Source organism: Citrobacter sp. RHB35-C17, assembly GCF_013816795.1.
GTDB lineage: Bacteria > Pseudomonadota > Gammaproteobacteria > Enterobacterales > Enterobacteriaceae > Citrobacter_A > Citrobacter_A amalonaticus.
The window spans coordinates 2,244,666-2,270,007 of record NZ_CP057150.1 but is presented as its reverse complement, the minus strand read 5'-3'; the positions used below and the strand labels follow the sequence as shown (position 1 = coordinate 2,270,007).

Below are 25,342 nucleotides of genomic sequence, written 5' to 3'. Positions count from 1 at the left end.
GGAAGCCCGGTAAGCGCCAACGCCCCGGGCATTCCGTCACAATGAATCAGATTTTCAATGGCAACGCCGTCTGCATCCAGGCGGCGATCTCATCAGCTGGTATGGGGCGAGAAAAATAATATCCCTGAATCACCGGGCAATTCATCGAGCGCAACAACTCAAATTGTTCTTTCGTTTCAACCCCTTCCGCAATGACAATCAGGTTCAGACTCTGCCCAATAGTGATAATCGCTTCCAGCAAGGACTGAATACGTTTCTCGGTCTGGCAGCGATCGACAAACGTTTTATCGATTTTCAATTCCGTCACGGGCAGGCTGACCAGGCGGGAGAGACCGGAAAAACCGGTGCCGAAGTCATCGATCGACAGTCCCACGCCCATGTTGCGTAAGATCTCAATGCGTCTGAAGATCTCTTCATCCTGCTCCATCATCATGCTTTCGGTGATTTCGACCGTCAGTTGATCGCCCGGAATAGCAAATTCCACCATGGCTTCCGACACCTGGTCCGGCAGTTGGTTGCTGCGAAAGTGCAGGGCAGAAAGGTTCACCGACAGGGTCGGAATGGTCAGCGACAGCTGGCGCCACTCCGACAACTGGCGACACGCTTCTCTGACCACCCAGCGACCAATATTCTCAATTTCACCCGTCTCTTCAGCGAGCGGAATAAAACGGTTCGGGGGAACGTGACCATGCACCGGATCGCTCCAGCGCGCAAGCGCTTCGAAACCATACAGTTCGCCGGTCTGAGCAAAGATCTGCGGCTGGTACACCAGTCGTAGCCGGTTATTGGCAATGGCGTTTTTCAATGCAGCGCCCAGTTGCAGACGTTCTTTCACCGCGAGATTCATTTCCGGGTTGAAGAACTGCCAGCCATTGCCGCCCGCTTTACGAATAAAATCCATCGCGTTGTGAGCAGTGGACAGCAGATAGTCACGATTTTTTCCTGCTTCATAGCTAATTCCAATGCTGAGGGTCAGCGGGAAGGGTTTGTCGTCAAACAGGGTGGCTTCACTGCCGATATTGATCAGTTCATCGGCAAACTGGGTAATATTACTCATTTCATTGTCGTCACTGACCAGCACGAACTGCGTGCCTTCAATACGGCTTAAATACTGATCGGGTCTGAGCCGCTCGCGGATTTTATTGATGACCTGTTGCAAGACCTGATCGGCCACGGCATAGCCGAGACTGTCGATAACATCCTGGAAGTGATCGACGCTGATGAGAAACACCACTGGTGAAATCCCTTTCGCGCCGTGAATGAGATCATCGAGATAGGAGTGCAGATGATTGCGGTTGGGCAAACCGGTGAGCGGATCAAATTGCAGGAGATGCTCAATATGCTGTCGGCTTTTTTCCTGTTCGAGCGCCAGGGCCGCCATATGCTGACTGATGTCTGCCACGCGTTCAATAAAGGCGCTGGTCTCTTTTCCTTTCGCCGTTTTAATTAACAGCGTCCCGGCTGGCTCACCATCCCGTTGACGGATGGTGAGCGTCCAGACGTTCACCTCTTTTGCGTCAATCTCTTTCGATGACGACGCCCAGAACTGGCGGACGTTATCTTTTAAGGCATACAGTGAAACATGCGTATCCCGCAGCACCGCCTCAATATTGCGGCAAATAATATCGCCCATTTCGTGAAACGGCGGGCTACTGCACATCGCCGCCAGAATGTTGCCTTCGAGCTGACGAATCTGCCGCTCTTCGGTGATATCGGAAAACGTCATAACCAGATTTTGCAGTGCGTTTCGCCGATCATAAACCTGACTGATAGACACTTTAATCCAGATCTTTTCACCCGCACGGGTGATCACCAGAAACTCATCCTGATCGCGGGTCGTTTTCCAGAGTAACTGTGTGAGTCGCAGGCCATTGTCCGACGGCTCTTCGGGGAGGTTGAGCAGGTTGTCCGGCTGTTGACCCTTTGCATCGGTAATGTCGTAACCAAACATCTCGCTAAAAGCGCGGTTGCACTGCACAATACGCCGCTCAGGGTCGAGTACGATTACCGGGCGGTCCAGGTGGTCTACCGCCAATACCAGGAGGCGTTTCTGTTCCTTTTGCTCCATCTCTACGCTAGCGTCACGCACAAAGGCAAGATAGAAAATTTTGCCTTCAACGTTGACCTTGGAAAGGGCGAAACGGGTCCAGACTTTGGTCCCGTCTTTTCTTTCCAGCAGCAATTCCCGGCTCATGCCTTCAACGCGGGGCTGACCCCCTTCACGGTTATGACGGATAAAATCGGGGTGCGCTGCGCGTAAATCATGCGGGATCAACATCGAAATCCCCTGACCAATCACCTCTTCACGACGGTATCCCCACAGTTTTTCCGCAGCAGAATTGAAAAATAAAACCTCGTCATTGTCATTGATTAGCACGGCACCCATCATGTTCTGCTCAAGAGCAGGAATGAAGATGCTGTCTCCGGTGCTTTTAACGTCGGATAGCTTCATTTATTACCTCTGCTTCCGTATACCCATTAAGAAGCGGGTTTCCACAGTTCAACACAATTTCTGCCCCGTCTTTTTGCGGTATATAACGCTTCGTCTGCTATCCATTCGTCTTTCATTCTTTTAAGATACATCTCCATGGTGAAGATCCTTACAGTGGTTAGCGAACAACATTTTGCCTGGCTCAAATGCGCAATCTGGATAGTAAGATGAATCTAAAACATAAAACACCTGAAAGCGTGCAGGGTGACATTAATGAAATAGTGTAATGCCTTAAGCCATATTTTCATTCATTCCGGTGAAGTAAGCCTGAAACAATTATGGATATAGCCAAAAGTAGCAAGAAAAATCCTTTTTAAGCGACTTTTTAAACGCATCAACGTCTGAAAAGTATAGTCCATCCGTTTGATCGTTGAGAGGAATCATGTCCCCCTGTAAGGTAGCTCACACTCTCTTTTAATGTCAGCATTTTTTCAATTCATAAAATGATATGAGAGTTTTTTGAGCGATATGGTCATCATTACGTAATAAATCCCGTTTTGACTGCGGGTAATAATAATCACGTATCAGTGGAGGCTTGAATAATCTTTTTCTCTTAGATATCCCATTTAATCATTACACTATCCTGAAGCGTATCACTGGCATAAATAATGCTATCCCGCCTGTTGAGGCGTTAAATGATGACAATGGGCAATGACGGAGCGAGCGCGGGGACTGGAAACGGAACCTAAATGGCGACGTAAAGAGAGATCGATGTCTCTCTTTACGTTACGGTGTCACTTAGACCAGCGATTTCTCAGGTAACTGACAGCCTGCTGGGCCTGCGGTTGGTTGAGATTGTTTTCTCTGAACAAAATCGTGCCGCTGATTTGTGGCATTGATTCATTTAAATCGAGCTGTTTCTTCAGTTCCGGAACGCCGCCGTTGACCGTCCAGTCCGGTTCATTGCGAGAGGGCTCGCCGACCTTATACAACGCAACGCCAATATAGAGCCGTGTTTTTGTCGGTTTCACGACGTCCGCCCACCATTTTGCCAGCACATCATAACGTGCCGCATCACGAGAGAAGGGCCAGTAAATTTGCGGTGCGATATAGTCCAGCAGGCCTTGTTGAACCCAAAGCCGCGTGTCAGCATACGACTCATCATAAGCGGCAGCGCCACGGGTATCCGATCCGGCCGGATCGTGCGAACGGTTCCGCCAGACACCGGCTGGACTGACGCCAAACTCCACGTCCGGATTGATCTGTCTGATCGTCCGCGAAACCTGTTCAATTAATAGTTGAGTGTTATGCCGACGCCAGTCCGCCTTTGAGCTAAAGCCCTGGCCGTAGCGCCGGAAGGTCAGGTTGTCGTTCAGCGCGGAACCGGGGGATTCAGCGTAGAAATAGTCGTCAAACTGGACGCCATCCACCGGATACCGTTTCACCACTTCAGCCACGATACTGGTTATCCAGTCACGGGCCTCCGGGATCCCCGGGTCGAGAACATAGCGGTCACCGGCGGTACGGATCCAGTCGCGATGGAGGACAAACACGCTGGCTGGCTGAAGCGACACGGTACGATTCAGTTCATTCACCGTTGACGGTTTCACATTGGTGGAGACGCGATAAGGGTTAAACCAAGCGTGAACGCGCATACCACGTTTGTGCGCTTCATCGAGCATGAACTGGAGCGGATCGTAGCCCGGATTTTCACCAATCTTCCCGGTGAGCATGTCCGACCACGGTAAAATGGATGACGGCCAAAGGGCAGTGCCGTCAGGTTTAACCTGGAAGAAGACCGTATTTATACCCAGTGACTGTAAATTATCGAGTTTGTCTGTTAGGGCTTTCTTTTGCATGGCGATCCGCGTGGTGGCGCTACTGACATTCACGGATGCAACCGGCGGCCAGTCAAGCCGGGAAACCGTCGCCAGCCACACGCCGCGAACAGGCACATTCAGTTTTTGCGTCTTATACGGCGATGTCGGCGTCGATTTTGGCGGCGTCACCAGTGAAACAGGCGGCTTTGATGAACAACTCGCCAGTAAGATCGTTGCGACAACCAACGTACTGATTTTTTTAACGCGAGACAGAGAGCAAACGGCACGAGAACAGATATCCATATAGGCCAGTCATCCGGTTAACACAAAAGAGAAATTATTTTGTTCCTAATCGACGTTAAGTCAAGCCGGAGAAGGGGCGAGGCGTACAATAAACAGGCTAGCGGAGAGGAATGATTTGTTCAACGGCTTAAAAATGTGTTTACGAATCACCAGAACGCATCTCGCTGAGTATGAGTGAAAACCAGAGCGGTCCTGAAGACCAAAACAGCAGGGAATGACTCAGACACCGGTACAGTGCGGTTGGTAATATTGTATTTAACATAATATACATTATGCGCACCAATAAAGATTAAGACAGAATCTGCCATTTCACGGTCGTCATTTCATTGTCCTGCTGATTACAAGCGTTCTCGCCAGTTCCTGATGCCTACAAACAGAATTCGCTGCAGCCTCTCCAATGAATTACATTCACCAGGCCTCTGGCTCTCTTAGCATATGGACAATGTTGCACGGATTCATGATCCAGCCGCCCTTGAAACCGTTGGGTAACGGTTCAACTGCGTCACAACGGACTACGCCACATTGTTCAACGTATTGTTCGGCAGCGCTGAAATTAGGCGTGAATAATTCCAGCCAGAGTTCAGCCTGACTGAGTCCCGGCGCTTCATCAATCCAGAGCCTGTTCGATCCGAATTCGAATCCGACTGCTGGCGGCTTATCGATAATTTCCGGTAATCCAATAACATTGCGATAAAAATCAATCGTCTGTTGATACTGATGTGATGGGACCTTCATCGCAATATCGATACCACCTTTGATATCTGGTTTATTCATAAGGAATTTCCTTCCCAGTCGCTGCCAATACTAAACTAGTATAGTTCATACCTTATGCACACTTAGTTGAACCATTGACAGGAGAATTACTGATGTCCGACTGGAATCCGGCGCTGTATATGCAGTATGGCGCAGAACGTTCAAGACCCGCCGCTGAACTGCTGGCCAGAATTCAACTTGAGCATGTCTCTTCCGTGGTTGATTTGGGATGCGGCCCCGGTAACAGTACGGCGTTACTCCAAAGCCGCTGGCCTGGAGCGAGTATTACCGGTGTAGATACCTCTCCCGCGATGCTGGACGAGGCTCGAACGGCTTTGCCAAATTGTCACTTTGTTGAAGCGGATATTCGTCAGTTTCAACCCGTCACACCGCCCGATGTCATTTATGCCAATGCCTCGCTACAGTGGATCCCCGATCACTATGATCTGTTTCCCCGCCTGGTCACCCTGCTGAATGATAACGGCATTCTGGCCGTGCAAATGCCGGATAACTGGCTGGAACCTACGCACGTGCTGATGCGTGAAGTGGCTTATGAACAGGATTATCCGAATCGCGGTCGTGACGCCCTGCCCGGTGTTCACGCTTACTACGATATTCTGAGCGAAGCGGGATGCGAAGTGGATATCTGGCGCACAACCTATTCGACTTTGTAGATTACCCTTACCTTTATCCCGCACCCATGTGCCGTTATCTTCACGGTGATCGTCGGCAGAGACGTCCATCCAGATAAGCTGCGCTTGCGGTTGCAACCAGTAACTCAGACGCGGTTGTTCAGCCAGTTTAACGGTGTGTCCCATCTCAAGAGATGCGGTCATTCCTTTCGAACGATAGCGTTCTTCCGCCAGAGATTCTCCGCGTACCGTGTTTTCAAACCAGTTGTAGAGCACCCATGCGTCTATCCAGGTCCCCTGCTTCGCGGCATTATCGGCATACCAGGTCGCGTACAAGCCTGCGCTGTAACCTGAAACCGTGCTGTCCGCACGATAATGGGATAATGATGACCGGGTATTGCTCTGACTGTTGGCATAACCCGTCATGACACCAAGATGCCAGCGATCCTCCAGACCGGAACTCCATTGAGCCAGATCGCCACCAATCTGCACCACATAACGATTACTTTGGCTGCTTAGCTGGCCGGAACGGTCCTGAAAACGAGTATGCCCGCCAACATTGCGTAACCACAGACTGGTGACACGCGTTTCCCCTGTGATCGGGTCGATATACTGCGTTTCACCTAACCGGTCGTGCAAACGGGTAACAAACAGGGTGTTAGCCGCCCTGCGGTTTGCCAGGTATGCCCCCATTTCCGGGCGCATCACCGCCGCGGATGAGCGCTCAACGCCTGGGGATGGCGTAGGCAAGGGAATCGGGTCATCCTCTTTCGGTTCAATAATCGGGTCATCTATAGGATCGATATCGTCGACGGGCGCCCAGGTATTGACCAGATACCAGTGGTTGGAATCCATGATCCCGTCGTCATTTTCACTTTCAACTCCGCGCAAAAGCGCGTAATCATACCCCCCGGCAACCAGACGGCTTTGGGCAACAAATTCACCCGCAGAATCCCCTGCAACCTGGACAACTCGCGCACCGTTCAGATCACCAACCGCGACATTGCCTAATTCCTTCAACACGACCCGGGTTGTTCCTGCGGTGTTTCCCAAGACATTAAGCTGGTTGACCACCGGTTTTTGTTGCACTTGATCCTGTGTGCTGTTCAGGCTCAGTAAGCCATTGTCACTGTTGTAATCGCCCCTGACCGTCAGAACACTGCCTGACAGCGCCAGAGCATCGCGGTTGCCCTGCGGATCGCCAAAGCTCAGCCTCCCACCAAGTTGAAGTGACTGAATGGTCTGACTGTAGCCGTTCAGATCGAGCGTGGCGCCCTCCCCGACAGTAAAATCAGAATTCGGGCTAAAACTTGTGACACTTCCGGCGCTGAGCGTTCCGCGACTGATGTGAGTATTTCCGGTATAACGATTATCGCCGCTCAGTTGCGTCGTACCCGGTCCGCTATGGTTGACATTACCGTAGCCTTTTATCGCTGCATTAAGAGAATAATCTTCGCTGGTGTGGTTAAAGTTCAGTGTTGCAGTACTATTTTTATGGTTTGTGTCACTCAGTATAATGAGCGGCGTCTCGATAGATCCTGCTTCTTGTGCAGTTTCACCGGGTTTGCCACCTATATTCAGTGTGGCGGTACTTCCTGTCCCTATGCCAAGCCAGATTCCCTCTCCTGTCTTAACTTTGCCGCCATTACTGATATTAAGTTCACCTTTGGCATCATTTGGCGTGGTTCTAAAGCCCCCTAAAATGAGTAATGTACCAACCTCTAAAAGAGAATTTTCGCCGTCGACATTCACGACGCCGTTTCCTTTAAGCGTTGAGTTTAACGTCTTTCCGACATAGCCAATATTCATATGTCTACTAACTGAAAGTTGACCACCGTTCAAAATATCCAGTCGGCCCTCTGCCTGATCGCCCACAACAGCCCAACCGGAACGGATCGACGAATTCTCACCTTCTACCGTGGTCAGTCCTTTTGCATCAGCATAAAATTCACCGATGCGCAGTTCGTTAATATTGGAGATCTGACTTCCCTCTTTAACGGTTAATGTTCCGTCGCCGTTATTTTTGCCGACAAACAGATTCTCGCCACTGAGATCCCATTGCGCACCTTCGGTTAACGTAACAATTCCGACAGCACCATTACCAATCGCGCTTGCAGAGGATTTAATGGTGCGTCCTCTTATTGTGAGTTCACCTTTTGTGCCCTGACCGACGGTCAGGGAGCCAAACTCACGCCAACCAGGCTCGTTATTCACTTCCGCAGATAAAATGACCTGGGCATTTTCGTTAATAAGAACACTACTGTTCGCCGTCGTGGGCGTCCAGGATGCTGTTAATGTCTTTGTCGCTTTGAGTTTTTTCTCAATACACTCTGCGGCCGTTTCACTTTCGCAGCGTATTTCCTCTGCCAACAGACCTGTCGGGGCAAAAAGACCGGTGGTGGCAAGCAGCAGTCCTGGAATAACCGGCAACGGAGAGAGAGACTTTATTGATACCAGTGATGGCGTCGACGCCTTTGCATCGACACGCGGGGTGTCATTCATTCCTGATTGATTTGCGTTCATAGATAATCCTCCTGATCATCGTTTAACATCCTGATATGCACTGATGGCATGCCGATGTTTTAAGAACGCCTTACGACCCTTATCAAGAGTTATTTTTAATCGCGCAGAAAATATGCGGACATTATCTGAAATTCAATCATCGGTGATAAGTTAATCCTGAAAACCGATGTTAGCGCATTGACACACCCAGCCTGTCGTTCATTTACTGGAATGTTCCCTTCTTTTACGTCAACTGGTAGTGCTTATCCGGCATCAGTTTCGCTGGAATGGTCGATTCATCATTCATCTCCAGCAGGTCAATTTCGATGGCATTACAGATAGCATCCAGGGGCAAATCGTTATTCTCTGTTCCAAACGGATCCTCCAGTTCTTCCGCCAGTGCATCCAGAGAGATGAAGGTATAGGAGATGAGGACCGAAATAAAAGGCGTCATGTAATGCAGATCGACCACCAGGGCGAAAGGCAGCATGATGCAAAACAGATAAACGGTGCGATGGAGGATCAGCGTATAGGCAAACGGGACCGGCGTATTGGCGATTCTTTCGCAACCGGCAAGAACGGCGGACATGTCATTTAAGCGATTGTTTAAACTATGAAACAGGATATCCGAGAGTTGCCCGTCTCGACGACGTGTCGCCAGCCATTCACCCATTATCAGTAAAATGCGGTTTGCCGGAGAGTGAGAGGCAAATACACGTTGCAGATCTGCCGTGCCAAGATACTTCGCCAGCGGCTCAGCCTGCGGTTTACGCCGCAGCGTCATGCGCAGACAGTGAGCGAAGGCGATTTGCAGCCGGACAAACTGCCCTAACTCGCGGTCATCCGGTAAGACCGTTTTGACTTCCCGCAGCAGTGAACGAGAAGCGATCATCAGTTGTCCCCAGAGTTGACGCGCCTCAACATAACGGGAATAACAGGCGTTATTACGAAAACCCAAAAAGATAGCGATTGCCACACCGAGGATGCTGAACGGTGCAAGGGTAAATTTGATACCCAGCATCGTATACCACGGCAGCAGGACGATCACGACAATAGACAGCAGAAAATTAAGCAGCAAGCGGGAAGAGATTTTTGCCAGTACAGAGCCGTGCCAGACGAATATCAGGCGTAACCAGTGCTGTTGCGGACGAACGATCATGACGGTTTTCTGGAAAGAAACGAATCCTGCTATTAAACGTGATCTGGATCAAACATTCAAGCATGTCCAACGTGACGTTGTCACCTGCCTTATGCTAAGAGACCTGTTCATGCACAAGGCTAACAGAGGGGAATAGTTATTAAATACATTGTATGTTGTAACTATAGTGCTTGTATAAGAAACCCGGCCTTAGCCGGGTCACTGCTTTAGCAAAGCGGTTTCACCGCTTCTCGCATTCCTTTTGACAGAATGGCATCGAGATCGGCAGCCACCTGCTCAACCAGCCCCGCCACTTTCGTCAGGTCTTGCTCCCAGTGTTCTTCTACCGCCAGCACGTCACTTACCAGTTGCTGAGTCGTCATCTGGCGATCGCCATGCTGGCTCCAGAGTTGCTGAAAACGGGTGATCCAGTGCGCATCGTCCTGAACCGGGTAAGCTTCCCCATTACGCTCACCGCGATAGAACGCAATCAGGGCGGCTAACGCGAAGGTCAGACGAGCCGGGAGTTGACCGTTCGCCTTCTGGCCTGCCAACAACTGGGGAAGAATGCGGGTGCGGAATTTAGTCATCCCGTTCAACGCAATCGACAGCAACTGGTGCTTAATATAGGGGTTACGGAAACGTCCGGTAACCGCACTGGCAAATGACTCCAGTTCATCACGCGGCAGATCGAGAACCGGGATGATCTCCTCATAAATCGCTTTTTCCACAAAGGCGCAGATTTCGGTGTCATTCATCGCCTCGCCGACCGTATCCAGTCCTGCCTGGAATGCCACCGGTACCAGCGCCGTGTGCGCACCGTTAAGGATGGCCACTTTACGCTCTTTGTACGGCTTAATATCCTCAACAATCAGAACGTTAAGCGGATATTTATCGAGACGCAGTTCTGCTGCCAGTGATTTCGGTCCCTGGATCACAAACAGATAAAAGTGTTCGGCTGTATCGAGGAAACCATCGTGATAGCCCAGTTCGCTCTCCAGTTGCGCCGCTTCATCGCGCGGATAACCCGTGACAATACGGTCCACCAGCGTGGAACAGAAGACGTTTGCCTGATCCAGCCAGGTGATAAATGCCGCTGGCAGTGACCACTCCTGCGCATAGCGCAGCACCAGCTCACGTAAGGCATCACCATTATAATCAATCAGTTCGCAAGGGATGATGATCCAGCCTTTATCCGACGCGCCGTTGAAATGGCTGTAGCGTTCAAACAGCAGACGCGTCAGCTTCGCCGGATAACTTACCGCTGGCGCATCATCAAATTTATCACCTGCGTGATAACTGATACCTGCTTCCGTGGTGTTAGAGAACACAAAACGCATCTCAGGATTGTGCGCCAGTTTCAGGAACGCATCGTAATCACCGTAAACGCTGATTTCACGATTCACCGAACGAATCAGACGAGCATCGCTGACGGCTTCTCCCTGTTCATTCAGACCGCGAATGATTGTCGTGTAAAGACCATCCTGGGTACTGAGTGAAGGTGGGAATGTACTTTCAATAGGTCGAACAATGACCACACCAGAATTCAGATCGGTATGTTCATTCAGCAGATCAACTTGCCAGTCAATAAAGGCGCGAAGGAAGTTACCTTCACCAAACTGAATGATGCGTTCAGGATAGTGAGCACCGGGAAAATCGCGACGGTTAAGTGTTTTCACAATGGGTTCCCTTTCGATTAGTCATACAACCTGATTAAATTGGTAGAACAGGTTAGCAAAACTTCACGAGAGTAAAACCCTGTTTTGATCAATTCATGACAACTATTTATAGAGATTTATAAAAAAGCGTGGTGCCGGTCAGCTTTCCATCTGGCATCAGCGCATAATCAGGGATCTCACCGACTTTGCGCCAGCCGCAAGAGTGGTAGAACAACTCAGCATCGCTTCCTGTAGCGGTATCCAGCACCAGCTGCGTTTTTTGCTGCTGTATTGCGCACGTTTCCAGTGCCGTCATCAACTGACGAGCGAATCCCTGACGACGTGCGCTGGAGTGAACTAAAAGTTTCGCCACGTCCGCGCGATGAGGTTGATTTTCCGGCTGCTTGAGAATGAGTTGCACGGTACCGACAATCACGCCTGAGGGGTTGTCGAGCGCAAGAACGACGCGCTCTCCTCTGCCCGCGCTTTGCGCGACGTCATGCCAGAATGCACGTGCTTTTGAACAGGTAAACGGTAATACAAAACTGACTGATGCGCCGCGCGTCACACAGTCGGTCAGGACGTCACAGAGCTCATCAATTCTCGCCTCGATAGCTCCCGCATCCAACACATAACAGGATTTTGCCAGGGTCATGTTGCCTCCGTAATAGAGACAACACCATGCACTTAACATTGTGATAACACAACGGGGAGTTCCATAGGATATTGTTATGCCAGATCGCTTCCAGCAAAGACGGTCTTATCCGTCCGGCGATCGCTGGTCCGATTACGCCCTTCGTTCTTCGAGCGGTACAAACACTCGTCCGCTTCAACCATCAAGGTGTTGAAAACGTCCGTCAGCAAATGGGTGCCGATACTGCCATTCCCAAGGCCAATGCTGACTGTCAGATAGATATTCTGCTGGTTCCAGGTGAAGGGTTGCTGTGCGACCGCCGTACGAATATTTTCCGCCAGCAGCATTCCCTCATCAGGGTGCACTGAGGGAACCACCACGACAAATTCTTCCCCTCCCATACGCGCCACCAGCCCCCGGTCACCGATAATCTCGCGAATACGTTGTGCAAACACGCGGAGTACTACATCGCCGCATTCATGACCGAAGTTGTCATTAATGCTCTTGAAATAGTCGATATCCAACAGCATGACGGTGATATGCTGCGAGCGCGGATACTCCTGACGCTTCAGCGCTTCATAAAGTCCGGAACGAGAATAAACGTGGGTAAGAAAATCGAAATCAGCGCGCAGGGAAACCTGCTTCATCAGGGAATTAATCGCCGCCACGCTGACTGAAACCATAATGGGGCAAATTGCCATCGTGGCAATTCCCAGTCGGGCAGAGAACATCTGCGGCGTAGACAACGGTGACGCCACCGCGATATTGATTATCGAATTTGCCACCAGCACAATTTCAACGGCGCCGGTAAGAAAAGTCAGCAGACAAGTGACCTGCGGGGTGTAGCGCACCGCACACCAGATCAGCGCCGGCAGCGGAAAGGCCAGGCTTCCGGCGCCGCCAATAATGACCGATGCCAGCACCGAGATAATTAACGCCGCCACCGGCATCAGTTGTTCGGGTTTAAAGCGTTTTACCGCGCCAGGAATACCCAGCGTCAGCATACAGGGCACAATCAGCACCCCGGTTGAGAATTGTTCGCTGAACCAGTCAGCCACCAGTGGCCAGAATGACAGTCGGTCGATACCCACAGATCCCATCGCGCCAATTATGGCGCAGAGCAGTGCCGCAATCAGACAGTAATTAAATAAGCGTAACGCACTGATAGGCTCATATTTATTTTTCCCCAGTCGCTTATCGCGGATCACCAGTTGGGCGACAACCACGATAAACACCATGTTGGAGAGATTAATAATCAGCGATACCCATCCCCACTCGGTGGTGATCGCATCATAACCCAGCATGGCGACGTAGCTAACAGCATAATAATGCAGCTTGTTTAACCAGACATAACGGGCAAAAATCCCGGCGATCACGCCGTTGAGCGGCCAGAACAGCGAAAGTTCATGCACCAGGCGCAGCTCGGCGCCAATAAAGTAGAATAGTGTGGTTAAAGCAAAAATAACGCTGGCGTTACGCAGTGAATGGCCTTCCTGAAACAGCCGGAAAGACGGAATGTGGAGTACGTGCATTAAATATCTATCCATATAATTGCCGTCGGCAATTATCTCTGCGTAATGGTTATAATATTTAAGAGAATAGCATGAATTATTCTCAAAGGTAGTCGTACTCCAGCTGCGTTAACATTTTTATTTGTTAAATCCGCCAGCAATAAACCATGCTTATTTTATGGGATTAACGTAACCATTTAATTATTACGGTGTATTCATTTGAAGCACTAACCAGTGATGGATAACAGCGACCACATACTGCTGTTGCTCATCGCTCAACGGCTGTCCCTGGGCGATATTATGCCATTTAGCAAGACAGCCGCGACAGCAGGTCGCCGTGGCATGTTGGGCGATAAATACCGGATGACCGCGCATCGGCGTTTGTTTGCCGTCATTGACCGGTGCGGCTGGCGCAAGTCGCTTCGCCACAAAATCCGCAGCATGTTGATCGATAACCTCTGCTCCTTTATCCCAGCAATACTGTCTCTCTTTCGTGCCCAGACGAAAACGGGAGCGAAACGGCGAGCGCGACAGACGGGCAAAAAGCGGATCAAACGTGTTCATCAGTAAACTGAACGTCCTAAGCGTTGAGTCAGTTGTTCCAGCGCAGCGATACCCGCGAGCGAATTCCCGGTCGGATCCAGTTCAGGACTCCACACGGCGATCGCCATCTCATGCGGCACTATCGCCACAATCCCCCCGCCTACACCTGATTTCGCGGGCAAGCCAACACGCCACGCAAATTCCCCGGCGTTCTGATACATTCCGCTGGTCGCCATCAGCGCATTGATCTGTCGTGCCTGCATCGGCGTCACCACGGGCTCATCAAGATGAAACGCTTTCCCCTGGTTCGCCAGAAAGACAAACGTCTTCGCCAGTTCCACACAGCTCATTTTCAGCGCACAGTAATGAAAATAGTTTTGCAGGACCGTCGTCACGTCATGATGAAAATTACCGAAGGATTTCATCAGCCAGGCAATGGCGGCATTACGGGCGGAGTGTTCGAACTCTGAACGGGCCACCAGCGCATCATAAGCGATATCCGGCACACCACTCAGCGCACGAACCACTTCCAGCATACGCTGACGCGGTGCGCTGAGTCGCCCCTGTAACATGTCACAGACAACCAGCGCCCCGGCATTAATAAACGGATTACGCGGAATGCCGTACTCCATTTCTAACTGCACCAGCGAATTAAACGGCGAACCGGACGGATCTTTCCCCACCCGTTGCCAGATCTCATCCTCTGAATAGTGACGCATTGCCACCACCAGACTGAGTACCTTTGAAATTGACTGAATGGAAAAGCGTTCAGTCGCATCCCCGGCCTGCCAGAGCTGACCTTCCACGGTGCAAATCGCAATACCCAGTCGGGACCCGTCAACCGAGGCCAGCGCGGGAATATAGTCCGCAACCTTGCCCTGACCTATCAGCGGGCGAACCTCCGCCAGAATGGCCTCTAAAATTGAATTGTCCAGAGTGATTGCCACACCACGCTCCTTGCCTGCCGGTCTGAAAAGGGCTGCGAGTATAACAGAGCGGAATACCCCACGTCAGGCCGGAAGTCGGAATCTCGCCACGGCGTGAATCAACTGGTGCGATTCATTATGCAACTGCTGCGAGGAAGCCGATGCCGTATCCACCAGTTCGCGGGTATCACGCGCGACCAGGTTCAGCGCTTGCAGCTGACGCGTCATTTGATGGATTCGGGCTCCCTGATGCAGCGTCGCCGCGGAGATATCATTCAGCGAGGCGCCCAGATTTTCCACCAGCGCGATCACCTGCTGTAAGTTCTCTTCCAGATGCGTCACTGCGCTTGACCCTTCTTCTATTCCTTGCAGAGAGTGATAGATCAGCGCCTGAATATCCTGCGTGGACTGACTGCTCTTGCGCGCCAGCAATCCCACTTCTCTTGCCACCACCGCAAAGCCGCGTCCCTGCTCACCGGCATGGGCGGCTTCGATAGCCGCGTTCAGCGCCAGAATATTAGTCTGGAAGGCGACGTTATCAATCAGCGCAATAATCCCGCGCATTTCCGCCGAGCGCGTCACAATCGCCTGCATTGAACGATTCACGGTATCCATCATTCGGTCACCGCCTGCCGCAATGGCGCGCGCTTCTTCCGCACGCTGATTCGCCAGTTGGGCATATCCGCTGTTATCTTCAACGTGCGTTTCCAGCACAGAAATATGCGAGGTGACGTTATGCAGTTCTTCACTCTGTTTCGCCGACTGCTGATACAAGCGCGTATTGTTCTGCGCCAGCCTTTCGATATTGTCAGCCATCGCCGTCGTTGCCTCACTGACCTGCTGGACCAGCTCACGTAGCCCCTGCTGCATCGCACCAATTCTTACGTGGAGCTGCGACACTTCCCGGTTAGACCCAGGTACGGCAGGAAGCGGCTGTGAGAGATCGCCTGCCGCCAGAATATCAATATGTGCGATCAGCCGACGCAGCGGAGAAATCACCCAGCGCGACATCCCCCACCAGACCGCGATCGCAATGGCCAGCAGCATTATCGGCAGGAGTAAGAACAGATGCTGAAGATTGAGTAGACGATCCAGCAGTTGTTGTCGTCCACTCTCCCGCTCCTGGGCAGTGACTTTTTGCACTCTGGCATAGTTATCATTGAAGTCAGCCTGAAACGCCTGAATGGGCACCGCAAAGAACGCGTCAATCGACTGCGTCTTACTTAGCCCTGTCACCTGTTCCTGGATACCGCCGCTAAAACGCTGATAGCTGTCGACCAGCCCGTCGTCCGCCTGCGGGTTCATTTCGCGCCATGCCTTCCACGCGGTTGTCGACTGAGTTAACGCCTGCCGGGCTTCGTCAATCAACAGCTGCCAGCTGCCTTCAGAACCCGTGGCGGCATCCTGCATAAAGTAAACACCCGCCCGATTGAGCAGATCGCTGGCGGTCAGAAGCGCAATCCGTGCCTCTTCAACTTTTGTCTGTTGACGCAACGCCTGTTGGTTACGCTGCTCGTTTTCCCGGGCCTGACTGACAGAAAACGACAGCATCAATGACGACGTCATTTGCAGCACGGAAAACAGCGCAATGATGCAAAAAATCCCGGTTAACAGGCCAAACTGCTGCGGTAGAAAACGGCGCGCAACGCGACGTAAAATTTGAGTTAAGTTCATAATATTCTTCAGTATCAACACGTTAAGCGCGAGTCTACGAAGCGTAAATGACAAAACTATGGCAGAAATGTGACAAGGCGCCCCGCAGAGCGCCCGAAAGATTAGCGTCGGTTCTTCCAGACGGTCTGCACATTACAGAATTCACGCAGACCAAAGTGCGAGAGTTCGCGACCAAAGCCGCTCTTCTTCACGCCGCCAAACGCCACCCGGGCATCGCTGGCGCTAAAGCCGTTGATAAAGACACCGCCGCATTCCAGACGTGCGGCCATCTCCAGTGCCCGGGCTTCATCGGCAGTAAAAAGGGTCGCCGACAGACCAAAGTCACTGTCGTTTGCGAGTTCCAGCGCATGCTCAGCACTCTTCGCTATGGCGATCGCCGCAACCGGCCCGAACAGTTCTTCGCGAAACGCCGTCATCTCAGGGGTTACGTTAGTCAGCACCGTGGCCGGATAAAAATTACCGGCTCCGGACAGCATCTCACCGCCAAGTCGTAACTCAGCGCCTTCGGCAATCGTCGCCTGCACCTGCTGATGCAACTCGTCACGCAGATCGGCACGCGCCATCGGTCCGAGTTCGCTCTCCTCCGCCAGCGGATCGCCCTGCTTCAGCGCGGCGGCAGCCGCCACAAAGCGCCCGATAAAACACTCTGCGATCCCCTCTTCGAGAATAAAGCGTTTCGCCGCCGCACAAACCTGCCCACTATTTTGGTAGCGTCCGGCCACCGCCGCCTGCACTGCCAGATCCAGATCGGCATCGTTAAGCACAATAAACGGATCGGAACCTCCCAGTTCCAGCACACATTTTTTCAACGCGGCTCCGGCCTGAGCGCCAATGGCTGCCCCTGCACGCACGCTACCGGTCACCGTCACGGCCGCAATCCGCGCATCGTTTATCAATGTGCTGACGCCCTGATTATCCGCATTCAGCCAGCCGTAGACGCCGACGGGTATCGCTGCATCAGCAAAAACCTGGCGGATGATTTGCGCGCAGCCAATAACGTTCGGCGCAGGCTTAAGCAGATAGCCATTACCGGCCAGCAAAATCGGCACCGCTCCGCGCAGCACCTGCCACAGCGGAAAGTTCCACGGCATGACCGCCAGAATGGTACCTAACGGACGATACTCAATGACCGCCTGTTGGTTTTCCACCTGCGTGGGTTCAGCGTCCAGCATCGCCGGGCCGTGTTCTGCATACCAGTCACACAGTGCCGCCGATTTTGCCACTTCTGCACGCGCCTGTTTAATCGGTTTGCCCATCTCACGGGTAATGCACTGTGCCATCTCTTCGCCACGCACGCGTAAGGCCTGGCCGATGTCACGTAATTTCTGCGCCCGATACGCCACCGTAGTCTGTTTCCAGTCGCGAAATCCCACGGCCGCAAGCTGTAGCGCCTGTTCAATGTCCTGGGCCGTAGACCACGGCAGTGCTGAAAGGCGTTCGCCATTGTACGGGTTGGTGGAAATGGCGTGGGTTGCCGGTGAAATCGTCATACAGTCTCTCCATCGTTCTTGATGCGATCATCATGGACGCATTTACTCTTTCCGAAAAATGAATAATATTAACCAAAATATTCACAATGAGAGAACATCATGGATCTGACCCAACTGGAGATGTTTAACGCAGTTGCCGAAACGGGCAGCATCACCCAGGCAGCGGCGAAGGTGCACCGTGTCCCCTCCAATCTCACCACCCGCATTCGCCAACTGGAGGCCGATCTCGGCGTCGATCTGTTTATTCGCGAGAATCAGCGCCTGCGCCTTTCCCCCGCCGGGCACAACTTTCTGCGCTACAGTCAGCAGATCCTCGCGCTGGTTGACGAGGCGCGAATGGTTGTCGCGGGTGATGAACCTCAGGGGCTGTTCTCACTGGGCGCGCTGGAAAGCACCGCCGCGGTACGCATACCGGCTACGCTTGCTCGCTACAATCAGCGCTACCCCAAAATCCAGTTCTCCCTGGCGACCGGGCCTTCTGGCAACATGCTGGACGGCGTGCTTCAGGGTCATCTCAATGCCGCCTTTGTGGACGGACCGATTACCCACCCCGGTCTTGAAGGGATGCCGGTGTATCAGGAAGAGATGATGGTGGTTACGCCGCACGGTCACCCGCCAGTGACACGCGCCAGCGAGGTCAACGGCAGTCACATTTACGCCTTTCGCGCCAATTGTTCCTATCGCCGCCATTTCGAAAGCTGGTTTCATGCCGATCGGGCAATGCCAGGCACGATCCACGAAATGGAGTCCTATCACGGCATGCTGGCCTGTGTGATCGCCGGTGCCGGTATCGCGTTAATCCCCCGTTCGATGCTGGAAAGTATGCCCGGACATCAACAGGTTGAGGCCTGGCCGCTGTCCGGTAACTGGCGCTGGCTGACGACCTGGCTGGTCTGGCGGCGCGGGGCGAAGATGCGCCAACTGGAAGCGTTCATTGAGCTGCTGACGGAACAATGCTGAAAACGAGATCTGAATCACAAAACGGTTGTCTTTTCATCAGCAAACGTTTTAAGATCGCATCCTCTCCTTTTCGCAACGAACCGATTCATTCATATGACAACTCCAACGGTTTCCCGCAAAGTCGCGTGGTTACGGGTCGTTACGCTGGCTATTGCTGCGTTTATTTTCAATACCACAGAATTTGTCCCCGTGGGTCTGCTTTCCGACATCGCACAGAGTTTTAGTATGCAGACCGCACAGGTCGGGATCATGCTGACGATCTACGCCTGGGTTGTCGCGCTGTTGTCCCTGCCGTTCATGTTGCTGACCAGTCAGGTTGAGCGGCGTAAGCTGCTGATATGCTTGTTTGTGCTGTTTATTGCCAGCCATGTGCTCTCGTTCCTGGCGTGGAACTTCACCGTGCTGGTGATTAGCCGCATCGGGATTGCCTTTGCGCACGCGATCTTCTGGTCGATTACCGCCTCACTGGCGATCCGCCTTGCTCCCGCGGGCAAACGCGCTCAGGCATTAAGTTTACTCGCCACCGGAACGGCGCTGGCGATGGTGCTGGGCTTACCGCTTGGTCGTATTGTTGGTCAGTATTTTGGCTGGCGAACCACCTTCTTCGCCATCGGGATGGGGGCATTCATCACCCTGATTTGCCTGATCAAGCTGCTGCCGAAATTACCAAGTGAACATTCCGGCTCGCTGAAAAGTCTGCCACTGCTGTTCCGCCGTCCGGCGCTGATGTGCCTCTATCTGTTGACGGTGGTGGTGGTGACGGCGCACTACACCGCGTACAGCTATATCGAACCGTTTGTGCAGACTGTTGCCGGGTTGAGCGCGAATTTCGCCACCGTACTGTTACTGGTGCTGGGCGGTGCAGGCATTATCGGCAGCATCATCTTTGGCAAGCTCGGCAATCACCATGCCTCGGCGCTCATCAGCATCGCCATCGCGCTGCTGCTGCTCTGCCTGGTATTGCTGTTACCTGCCGCTGACAGTGAATCTCTTCTGGCTGTTCTGAGCGTTTTCTGGGGGATTGCCATCATGGTGATTGGCCTCGGGATGCAGGTGAAGGTGCTGGCGCTGGCTCCGGATGCCACGGATGTAGCGATGGCGCTGTTTTCCGGCATTTTCAATATTGGTATTGGCGCGGGCGCGCTGGTGGGAAATCAGGTGAGTCTGCACTGGTCGATGTCAACCATTGGCTACGTGGGGGCCGTTCCGGCACTTGCCGCGCTGATCTGGTCGGTGATTATCTTCCGTAAATGGCCGGTCTCATTAGAAGAACAACCACAGCATTCCTGACAGACAGCCCGATCATCGCGACCGGGCTTTTTGATCAGTAGGTTTTAATAATTTCCAGCACGCCGTTAATAATAAACTGCACGCCCATACAGACCAGCAGAAAGCCCATCAGCCGGGAAATGGCTTCAATACCGCCCTTGCCCACCAGACGCATAATCGCCCCGGAACTGCGTAAGCATCCCCACAGGATCACCCCCACCAGGGCAAAGATGAGCGGCGGCGCGACGGTAATCACCCAGTCAGGAAAATCCGTGCCGTGACGCACCGTTGAGGCAGAGCTGATAATCATCGCAATGGTCCCCGGCCCCGCCGTGCTTGGCATTGCCAGCGGCACAAACGCGATATTGGCGGTCGGCTCATCTTCCAGCTCTTCCGACTTGCTCCGCGCCTCCGGCGATTCATGCGCTTTTTGCTGCGGAAACAGCATGCGGAAACCGATGAACGCCACAATTAACCCCCCGGCGATACGCAGGCCCGGAATGGAGATACCGAAAGTATTCATCACCAGTTGGCCCGCATAGTAGGCCACCATCATGATGGCAAACACGTAAACCGATGCCATTAACGACTGGTGATTCCGTTCTGCGCTGTTCATGTTCCCGGCAAGGCCGAGAAACAGCGCGACGGTCGTCAACGGATTCGCCAGAGGGAGAATCACTACCAGCCCCAGCCCTATTGCTTTAAACAAATCCATCATATTGGCCGTCATTCCTGTTTCACCCATGTATTAGCGGCAAGTATAAGTGGAAAACCATGAAGTTAGCCATTCTGGTGCTGTAAGCATTCGTTAGCGACCTGAGAGATAACCGCTAATTATCATTAACTAAATAAAATGTGACACAGCGCGTGTCTTTTCGCTTTTAGCAAAACGTGTGATCGGTAAATCCATTCGTTTGACTTATAGTTGCCTGGGCAATATTATCTGCCGTAACTAAATACTTGCCAGGGCAACCATTGTGAAAAGCACCAGTGACTTATTCAATGAAATCATCCCACTGGGGCGCTTGATCCACATGGTCAATCAGAAGAAAGATCGTCTGTTGAACGACTATCTCTCGCCGCTGGATATCACGGCAGCACAGTTTAAGGTGCTCTGCTCTATCCGCTGTGCGGGCTGCATTACCCCGGTTGAACTGAAAAAAGTGTTGTCTGTCGATCTCGGCGCCTTAACGCGCATGCTCGAGCGTCTGGTCTGCAAAGGCTGGATTGACAGACTGCCTAACCCACATGACAAACGCGGTGTGCTGGTGAAACTCACCGAACACGGCGCGGCAATTTGTGAGCAATGTCATCAATTAGTAGGACAAGACCTGCACCAGGAATTAACAAAAAACTTAACGGCGGACGAAGTGGCAACACTTGAGCATTTGCTTAAGAAAGTACTGCCGTAAAACAAGAAGAGGTATGACGATGTCCAGACGCAATACTGACGCTATCACCATTCATAGCATTTTGGACTGGATCGAAGATAACCTGGAATCGCCGCTCTCACTGGAAAAAGTGTCTGAGCGTTCAGGTTACTCCAAATGGCACCTGCAGCGGATGTTCAAAAAAGAGACCGGCCATTCATTAGGCCAGTACATCCGCAGCCGTAAAATGACCGAAATAGCGCAGAAATTAAAAGAGAGTAACGAGCCGATTTTATATCTGGCAGAACGTTACGGTTTCGAGTCGCAGCAGACGCTGACCCGGACATTCAAAAACTATTTCGACGTTCCGCCGCATAAATACCGTATTACCAATATGCGCGGCGAATCGCGGTATTTGCTACCGCTGAACCATTGTAACTAACCATCGCCTGTAAACGACGTAATCGAGGAAATCATGAAACTGTTGTCTTCTGCAATGCTGGTCCTGCTGCTTGTTGTCTCAGGTCAGAGCGTTGCGGAGCAATCCGCGCAGCCCACCACGACAAACAGTCGTGACACGATGATTGTCCCCACTTCACAGGAACAGTCGCCGTTTGATTTTAATCACATGGGCGCGGGAAGTGACAAGTCCGACGAACTGGGCGTGCCCTATTACAACCGGCACAGCCTGTGATTCGTTTTCGCCCTGCTGAAAAGCGGGGCTTTTTTTATCCCCCTGATCGTTATATTCTTAAAATTTCCCGCAGCGCCGTTTTCGCTCTTCTTTTACGTATTCATTTTATTCAATAGGCAAATTATGCTGCTTCAAGAAAGTTAGCTTATCCCAGTAGCCTCTTTGAAATAAAATTTTATTATTTACTATTTGGAAAAAACCGCAACCTCTCAGACCTAATGGGTCACGCCACTCTAAAATTGCCCATTGTCCATCTTCGAAAATGTTTTCAACGATACAAACCATATCCGTGTAAGAAAAATCTTGCTCAAACATTTTCTTTATCGCCTCTTTACCAATAACTGGCTCATTGGCAACCTGATGATTTATTGCATTCTCATCATATAATTCTGAAATAGTTTCTATATCAGCATTATTAAATGCGTCAACCCATTGGCAAAGTATCTCTTTTGGCGTCATATAATTTACCTCCAACCTGTGAACATTCCCTCGTCGTAACATATCATCAAAAAATTATCAAGTTCAACATTTATTTAAAATATAGCCATTACTTAAAAATAGAGCAGCCTGTACATGGCTGCTCTATTAAAATATCTGTTACTATTTTTAAATTCACTTCTAAGTATTAAATGACAATTGATGATTGTGATAATATTAACGTCAGTTTTTACCTGCCAGGCCTGATCAGCGCAGCGACATCAGGCAATCCCTGCGCTATTTGCTTTTTCCGACCTACGATCCCCTCACCTGCGCCGTTCTGCGCCAGCGAAAACCAAACACATTGATGTACAGACCGGCCATGATCAGCACCGCGCCAAACAGCTGCAATGCGCTCAGCGTTTCGTCGAGCAGCAGCGCCGCGCTGGCCAGTCCCACCACCGGCACCAGCAGGGAGAGCGGCGCAACACGCCAGGTTTCATAACGCCCGAGCAGCGTCCCCCAGATCCCGTAGCCGACTATCGTGGCAACAAAGGCCAGATAGACCAGCGATAAGATCGTGGTCAGATCGATGGCAATCAGGCTTTCAACGATTTGCGTCGCGCCGTCGAGCAACAGCGACGCTGCAAAGAACGGCAGTATCGGAATCAGTGCGCTCCAGACCACCAGCGACATTACCGGCGGGCGCGAGGCATGCCCCATTATTTTTTTATTGAAGATATTGCCGCAGGCCCAGCTAAATGCCGCCGCCAGCGTCAGCATAAAGCCGAGCATCCCGACATGCTGTCCGTTGAGGCTGCCTTCAATCAGCACCAGCACACCAAAAATTGCGAGCGCAATTCCGGCAATTTGTTTGCCCTGCAAACGTTCGCCAAAGGCAAATGCGCCCAGCACGATGGTGAAAAAGGCCTGAGCCTGCAATACCAGCGACGCCAGTCCAGCTGGCATGCCAAACTTGATCGCGCAAAACAGAAAGGCAAACTGACCGAAGCTGATTGTCAGGCCGTAACCGAGCAGCAGCGACAGCGGAATATGCGGACGCGCAACAAAAAATATCGCCGGAAACGCCACCAGCAAAAAGCGCAACCCCGCCAGCATCAGCGGTGGCATTGCATGCAGCCCCACCTTAATGACAACAAAGTTCAGCCCCCAAACCACCACCACCAGTAATGCCAACAGCCCGTCTTTGCGCGTCATACCACCGCTCCGCGAAGTTTAAATTTTTGTAAACAAGTTAAAGTAACGGAAATGAGTAGCCCGCAACAGATCATTAATTCTGGTAGGGATAGCAGTGCACAATAGAACAATTTATCCGCTATACATCACACTTTTGCCGTGTTATTTCTTTACATATCTAAAACAAATATAACGAAACGCACTGTCGGGCAGAGAAATGAACAAAACGCTGAGACGATCCACCCTTGCTTTACTCGCCTCCTCACTGTTACTGACGATCGGTCGTGGCGCAACGCTGCCCTTCATGACCATTTATCTGAGTCGCCAGTACGACCTGAGCGTGGATCTGATCGGCTATGCCATGACCATTGCGTTGACCATCGGCGTGGTCTTTAGCCTTGGCTTTGGCATTCTGGCGGACAAATTCGACAAGAAGCGCTACATGCTTCTGGCGATTTCCGCCTTTGCCTTTGGCTTTATCGCCATTCCGTTGGTTGATAGCGTGATGCTGGTGGTGCTGCTTTTTGCCCTGATCAACTGCGCTTATTCGGTGTTTGCCACCGTGCTGAAAGCCTGGTTTGCCGACCATCTTTCGCCCGGCGCGAAGGCAAAAATCTTTTCGCTCAACTATACGGTACTGAATATCGGCTGGACCGTTGGCCCGCCGCTCGGCACGCTGCTGGTGATGCAGAGCATCAACTTACCCTTCTGGCTCGCCGCCTTCTGCTCCGCCTTTCCGCTGGTGTTTATCCAGCTTCTGGTCAAGCGTTCTGCCGCCGCCGTTAATAGCGAAAACAGCGTCGCCTGGTCGCCTGCGGTACTGCTGCACGATAAAGCGCTGTTCTGGTTTACGCTGTCGGCGTTTCTGGCCTCGTTTGTTTCCGGTGCGTTTGCGTCCTGTCTCTCTCAGTACGTGATGGTCGTCGCCGATGGCAATTTCGCTGAGAAAGTCGTGGCGGTGGTGTTGCCCGTCAACGCCGCGGTGGTCGTCAGCTTGCAGTATGCCGTGGGGCGCAGACTGACGCCGGCTAACATTCGTCCGCTGATGGGCTTTGGCACTGTCTGTTTTGTCATTGGTCTCGGCGGATTCATGATCTCCGGCAACAGCCTGCTACTCTGGGGCGTATCCGCCGCGATCTTTACGCTTGGTGAAGTGATCTACGCACCAGGTGAATACATGTTGATCGATAACATCGCCCCACCGGGTATGAAGGCCAGTTATTTCTCCGCGCAGTCGCTGGGTTGGTTGGGTGCGGCGTTTAACCCGTTGGCCAGCGGCGTCATTCTGACCTCTTTCCCCGCCTGGACGCTGTTTATCGTCCTGATAGTGGCGATTATTGTCGCGTGGGCGCTGATGCTTAAAGGCATGCGGGTCAGACCCTGGGGCCAACCGGCGTTGTGTTGAGCTGATGTCGTGCAG

The 25,342-nt window shown here is 52.0% G+C and carries 20 protein-coding genes and 2 pseudogenes; 7 read left to right on the top strand and 15 right to left on the bottom strand.

Annotation, left to right across the window (positions count from 1 at the left end; translation table 11 throughout):
• Positions 1-46: 46 nt before the first annotated feature.
• The 3 genes from dosP to HVZ37_RS10735 form a co-directional block, all read right to left on the bottom strand.
• Positions 47-2,452 carry an oxygen-sensing cyclic-di-GMP phosphodiesterase DosP gene (gene dosP / locus HVZ37_RS10745; RefSeq protein WP_044257956.1) on the bottom strand — a complete coding sequence of 802 codons (2,406 nt, stop codon included), beginning with the start codon at positions 2,450-2,452 and terminating at the stop codon, positions 47-49.
• Positions 2,453-3,225: 773 nt separating this feature from the next.
• Positions 3,226-4,554, bottom strand: a complete 1,329-nt coding sequence (locus HVZ37_RS10740; protein ID WP_181628422.1) for a glycoside hydrolase family 10 protein — start codon at positions 4,552-4,554, stop codon at positions 3,226-3,228.
• A 408-nt stretch (positions 4,555-4,962) separates the two neighbouring features.
• Positions 4,963-5,328, bottom strand: a complete 366-nt coding sequence (locus HVZ37_RS10735; RefSeq protein WP_181628421.1) for a hypothetical protein — start codon at positions 5,326-5,328, stop codon at positions 4,963-4,965.
• A gap of 92 nt (positions 5,329-5,420) precedes the next feature.
• On the opposite strand from HVZ37_RS10735, the pseudogene tam reads away from it, so the two are divergent.
• Positions 5,421-5,969: pseudogene (gene tam / locus HVZ37_RS23125) on the top strand (trans-aconitate 2-methyltransferase); the annotation flags it as partial.
• 33 nt (positions 5,970-6,002) lie between these two features.
• Here the strand turns inward: tam and HVZ37_RS10730 are convergent.
• The 9 genes and pseudogenes from HVZ37_RS10730 to sad all read right to left on the bottom strand — a co-directional run.
• Positions 6,003-8,441, bottom strand: a pseudogene (locus tag HVZ37_RS10730) (autotransporter outer membrane beta-barrel domain-containing protein); the annotation flags it as partial.
• Positions 8,442-8,685: 244 nt separating this feature from the next.
• Positions 8,686-9,600, bottom strand: a complete 915-nt coding sequence (locus tag HVZ37_RS10725; RefSeq protein ID WP_043000713.1) for a bestrophin family protein — start codon at positions 9,598-9,600, stop codon at positions 8,686-8,688.
• Between the two features lie 206 nt (positions 9,601-9,806).
• Positions 9,807-11,258: a tagaturonate reductase gene (locus HVZ37_RS10720; protein ID WP_054177032.1), complete on the bottom strand. Its 1,452-nt coding sequence runs from the start codon at positions 11,256-11,258 to the stop codon at positions 9,807-9,809.
• Positions 11,259-11,364: 106 nt separating this feature from the next.
• A complete protein-coding gene (locus HVZ37_RS10715) occupies positions 11,365-11,892 on the bottom strand; it encodes a GNAT family N-acetyltransferase (protein ID WP_099434141.1) in 528 nt (175 codons plus the stop codon).
• Between the two features lie 74 nt (positions 11,893-11,966).
• Positions 11,967-13,403 (bottom strand): diguanylate cyclase, encoded by a 1,437-nt coding sequence (locus HVZ37_RS10710; protein ID WP_044258890.1) that lies wholly within the window; start codon positions 13,401-13,403, stop codon positions 11,967-11,969.
• Positions 13,404-13,586: 183 nt separating this feature from the next.
• Positions 13,587-13,946: a DUF4186 domain-containing protein gene (locus HVZ37_RS10705; RefSeq protein WP_043000716.1), complete on the bottom strand. Its 360-nt coding sequence runs from the start codon at positions 13,944-13,946 to the stop codon at positions 13,587-13,589.
• On the bottom strand, positions 13,946-14,872 hold the full coding sequence (gene glsB / locus HVZ37_RS10700; protein WP_043000717.1) for a glutaminase B: 927 nt from the start codon (positions 14,870-14,872) through the stop codon (positions 13,946-13,948). Before glsB ends, HVZ37_RS10705 begins: the two co-directional genes overlap by 1 nt.
• A 63-nt stretch (positions 14,873-14,935) precedes the next feature.
• Positions 14,936-16,525 carry a methyl-accepting chemotaxis protein gene (locus tag HVZ37_RS10695; RefSeq protein WP_181628419.1) on the bottom strand — a complete coding sequence of 530 codons (1,590 nt, stop codon included), beginning with the start codon at positions 16,523-16,525 and terminating at the stop codon, positions 14,936-14,938.
• Between the two features lie 101 nt (positions 16,526-16,626).
• A complete protein-coding gene (gene sad / locus HVZ37_RS10690) occupies positions 16,627-18,015 on the bottom strand; it encodes a succinate-semialdehyde dehydrogenase (protein WP_125339707.1) in 1,389 nt (462 codons plus the stop codon).
• A 99-nt stretch (positions 18,016-18,114) separates the two neighbouring features.
• On the opposite strand from sad, the gene HVZ37_RS10685 reads away from it, so the two are divergent.
• Positions 18,115-18,975, top strand: a complete 861-nt coding sequence (locus tag HVZ37_RS10685) for a LysR family transcriptional regulator (RefSeq protein ID WP_044258879.1) — start codon at positions 18,115-18,117, stop codon at positions 18,973-18,975.
• Between the two features lie 93 nt (positions 18,976-19,068).
• Complete coding sequence (locus HVZ37_RS10680; RefSeq protein WP_181628418.1) at positions 19,069-20,265, top strand: sugar transporter; 1,197 nt, start codon at positions 19,069-19,071, stop codon at positions 20,263-20,265.
• Between the two features lie 34 nt (positions 20,266-20,299).
• On the opposite strand, the gene HVZ37_RS10675 is transcribed toward HVZ37_RS10680, so the two are convergent.
• Positions 20,300-20,962 carry a MarC family NAAT transporter gene (locus HVZ37_RS10675; protein WP_043000722.1) on the bottom strand — a complete coding sequence of 221 codons (663 nt, stop codon included), beginning with the start codon at positions 20,960-20,962 and terminating at the stop codon, positions 20,300-20,302.
• 259 nt (positions 20,963-21,221) lie between these two features.
• Here HVZ37_RS10675 and marR point away from each other — a divergent pair, with 259 nt between their 5' ends.
• The 3 genes from marR to marB are packed head-to-tail and all read left to right on the top strand — an operon-like array spanning position 21,222 to position 22,308.
• Positions 21,222-21,656: a multiple antibiotic resistance transcriptional regulator MarR gene (marR, locus tag HVZ37_RS10670; RefSeq protein ID WP_043000723.1), complete on the top strand. Its 435-nt coding sequence runs from the start codon at positions 21,222-21,224 to the stop codon at positions 21,654-21,656.
• Between the two features lie 19 nt (positions 21,657-21,675).
• Positions 21,676-22,056: an MDR efflux pump AcrAB transcriptional activator MarA gene (marA, locus tag HVZ37_RS10665; protein WP_139155862.1), complete on the top strand. Its 381-nt coding sequence runs from the start codon at positions 21,676-21,678 to the stop codon at positions 22,054-22,056.
• A gap of 33 nt (positions 22,057-22,089) precedes the next feature.
• A complete protein-coding gene (gene marB / locus HVZ37_RS10660; protein WP_130098217.1) occupies positions 22,090-22,308 on the top strand; it encodes a multiple antibiotic resistance protein MarB in 219 nt (72 codons plus the stop codon).
• Positions 22,309-22,413: 105 nt separating this feature from the next.
• Here the strand turns inward: marB and HVZ37_RS10655 are convergent, their stop codons facing one another.
• Together HVZ37_RS10655 and eamA are read right to left on the bottom strand one after the other, a co-directional pair.
• A complete protein-coding gene (locus HVZ37_RS10655; protein WP_044258874.1) occupies positions 22,414-22,767 on the bottom strand; it encodes a nuclear transport factor 2 family protein in 354 nt (117 codons plus the stop codon).
• A 273-nt stretch (positions 22,768-23,040) separates the two neighbouring features.
• On the bottom strand, positions 23,041-23,943 hold the full coding sequence (eamA, locus tag HVZ37_RS10650) for an O-acetylserine/cysteine exporter (protein WP_181628417.1): 903 nt from the start codon (positions 23,941-23,943) through the stop codon (positions 23,041-23,043).
• Between the two features lie 196 nt (positions 23,944-24,139).
• On the opposite strand from eamA, the gene ydeE reads away from it, so the two are divergent.
• Positions 24,140-25,327, top strand: coding sequence for an efflux MFS transporter YdeE (gene ydeE, locus HVZ37_RS10645; protein WP_061070143.1), 1,188 nt, complete (start codon positions 24,140-24,142; stop codon positions 25,325-25,327).
• Positions 25,328-25,342: the final 15 nt, after the last annotated feature.

What these genes read in the sequence shown, in the direction of transcription:
- dosP (WP_044257956.1), bottom strand. Translation starts at nt 2,452, where the DNA reads ATGAAGCTATCCGACGTTAAAAGCACCGGAGACAGCATCTTCATTCCT.
- HVZ37_RS10740 (WP_181628422.1), bottom strand. Translation starts at nt 4,554, where the DNA reads ATGGATATCTGTTCTCGTGCCGTTTGCTCTCTGTCTCGCGTTAAAAAA.
- HVZ37_RS10735 (WP_181628421.1), bottom strand. Translation starts at nt 5,328, where the DNA reads ATGAATAAACCAGATATCAAAGGTGGTATCGATATTGCGATGAAGGTC.
- HVZ37_RS10725 (WP_043000713.1), bottom strand. Translation starts at nt 9,600, where the DNA reads ATGATCGTTCGTCCGCAACAGCACTGGTTACGCCTGATATTCGTCTGG.
- HVZ37_RS10715 (WP_099434141.1), bottom strand. Translation starts at nt 11,892, where the DNA reads ATGACCCTGGCAAAATCCTGTTATGTGTTGGATGCGGGAGCTATCGAG.
- HVZ37_RS10710 (WP_044258890.1), bottom strand. Translation starts at nt 13,403, where the DNA reads ATGCACGTACTCCACATTCCGTCTTTCCGGCTGTTTCAGGAAGGCCAT.
- HVZ37_RS10705 (WP_043000716.1), bottom strand. Translation starts at nt 13,946, where the DNA reads ATGAACACGTTTGATCCGCTTTTTGCCCGTCTGTCGCGCTCGCCGTTT.
- HVZ37_RS10695 (WP_181628419.1), bottom strand. Translation starts at nt 16,525, where the DNA reads ATGAACTTAACTCAAATTTTACGTCGCGTTGCGCGCCGTTTTCTACCG.
- sad (WP_125339707.1), bottom strand. Translation starts at nt 18,015, where the DNA reads ATGACGATTTCACCGGCAACCCACGCCATTTCCACCAACCCGTACAAT.
- HVZ37_RS10685 (WP_044258879.1), top strand. Translation starts at nt 18,115, where the DNA reads ATGGATCTGACCCAACTGGAGATGTTTAACGCAGTTGCCGAAACGGGC.
- HVZ37_RS10680 (WP_181628418.1), top strand. Translation starts at nt 19,069, where the DNA reads ATGACAACTCCAACGGTTTCCCGCAAAGTCGCGTGGTTACGGGTCGTT.
- HVZ37_RS10675 (WP_043000722.1), bottom strand. Translation starts at nt 20,962, where the DNA reads ATGATGGATTTGTTTAAAGCAATAGGGCTGGGGCTGGTAGTGATTCTC.
- marA (WP_139155862.1), top strand. Translation starts at nt 21,676, where the DNA reads ATGTCCAGACGCAATACTGACGCTATCACCATTCATAGCATTTTGGAC.
- marB (WP_130098217.1), top strand. Translation starts at nt 22,090, where the DNA reads ATGAAACTGTTGTCTTCTGCAATGCTGGTCCTGCTGCTTGTTGTCTCA.
- HVZ37_RS10655 (WP_044258874.1), bottom strand. Translation starts at nt 22,767, where the DNA reads ATGACGCCAAAAGAGATACTTTGCCAATGGGTTGACGCATTTAATAAT.
- eamA (WP_181628417.1), bottom strand. Translation starts at nt 23,943, where the DNA reads ATGACGCGCAAAGACGGGCTGTTGGCATTACTGGTGGTGGTGGTTTGG.
- ydeE (WP_061070143.1), top strand. Translation starts at nt 24,140, where the DNA reads ATGAACAAAACGCTGAGACGATCCACCCTTGCTTTACTCGCCTCCTCA.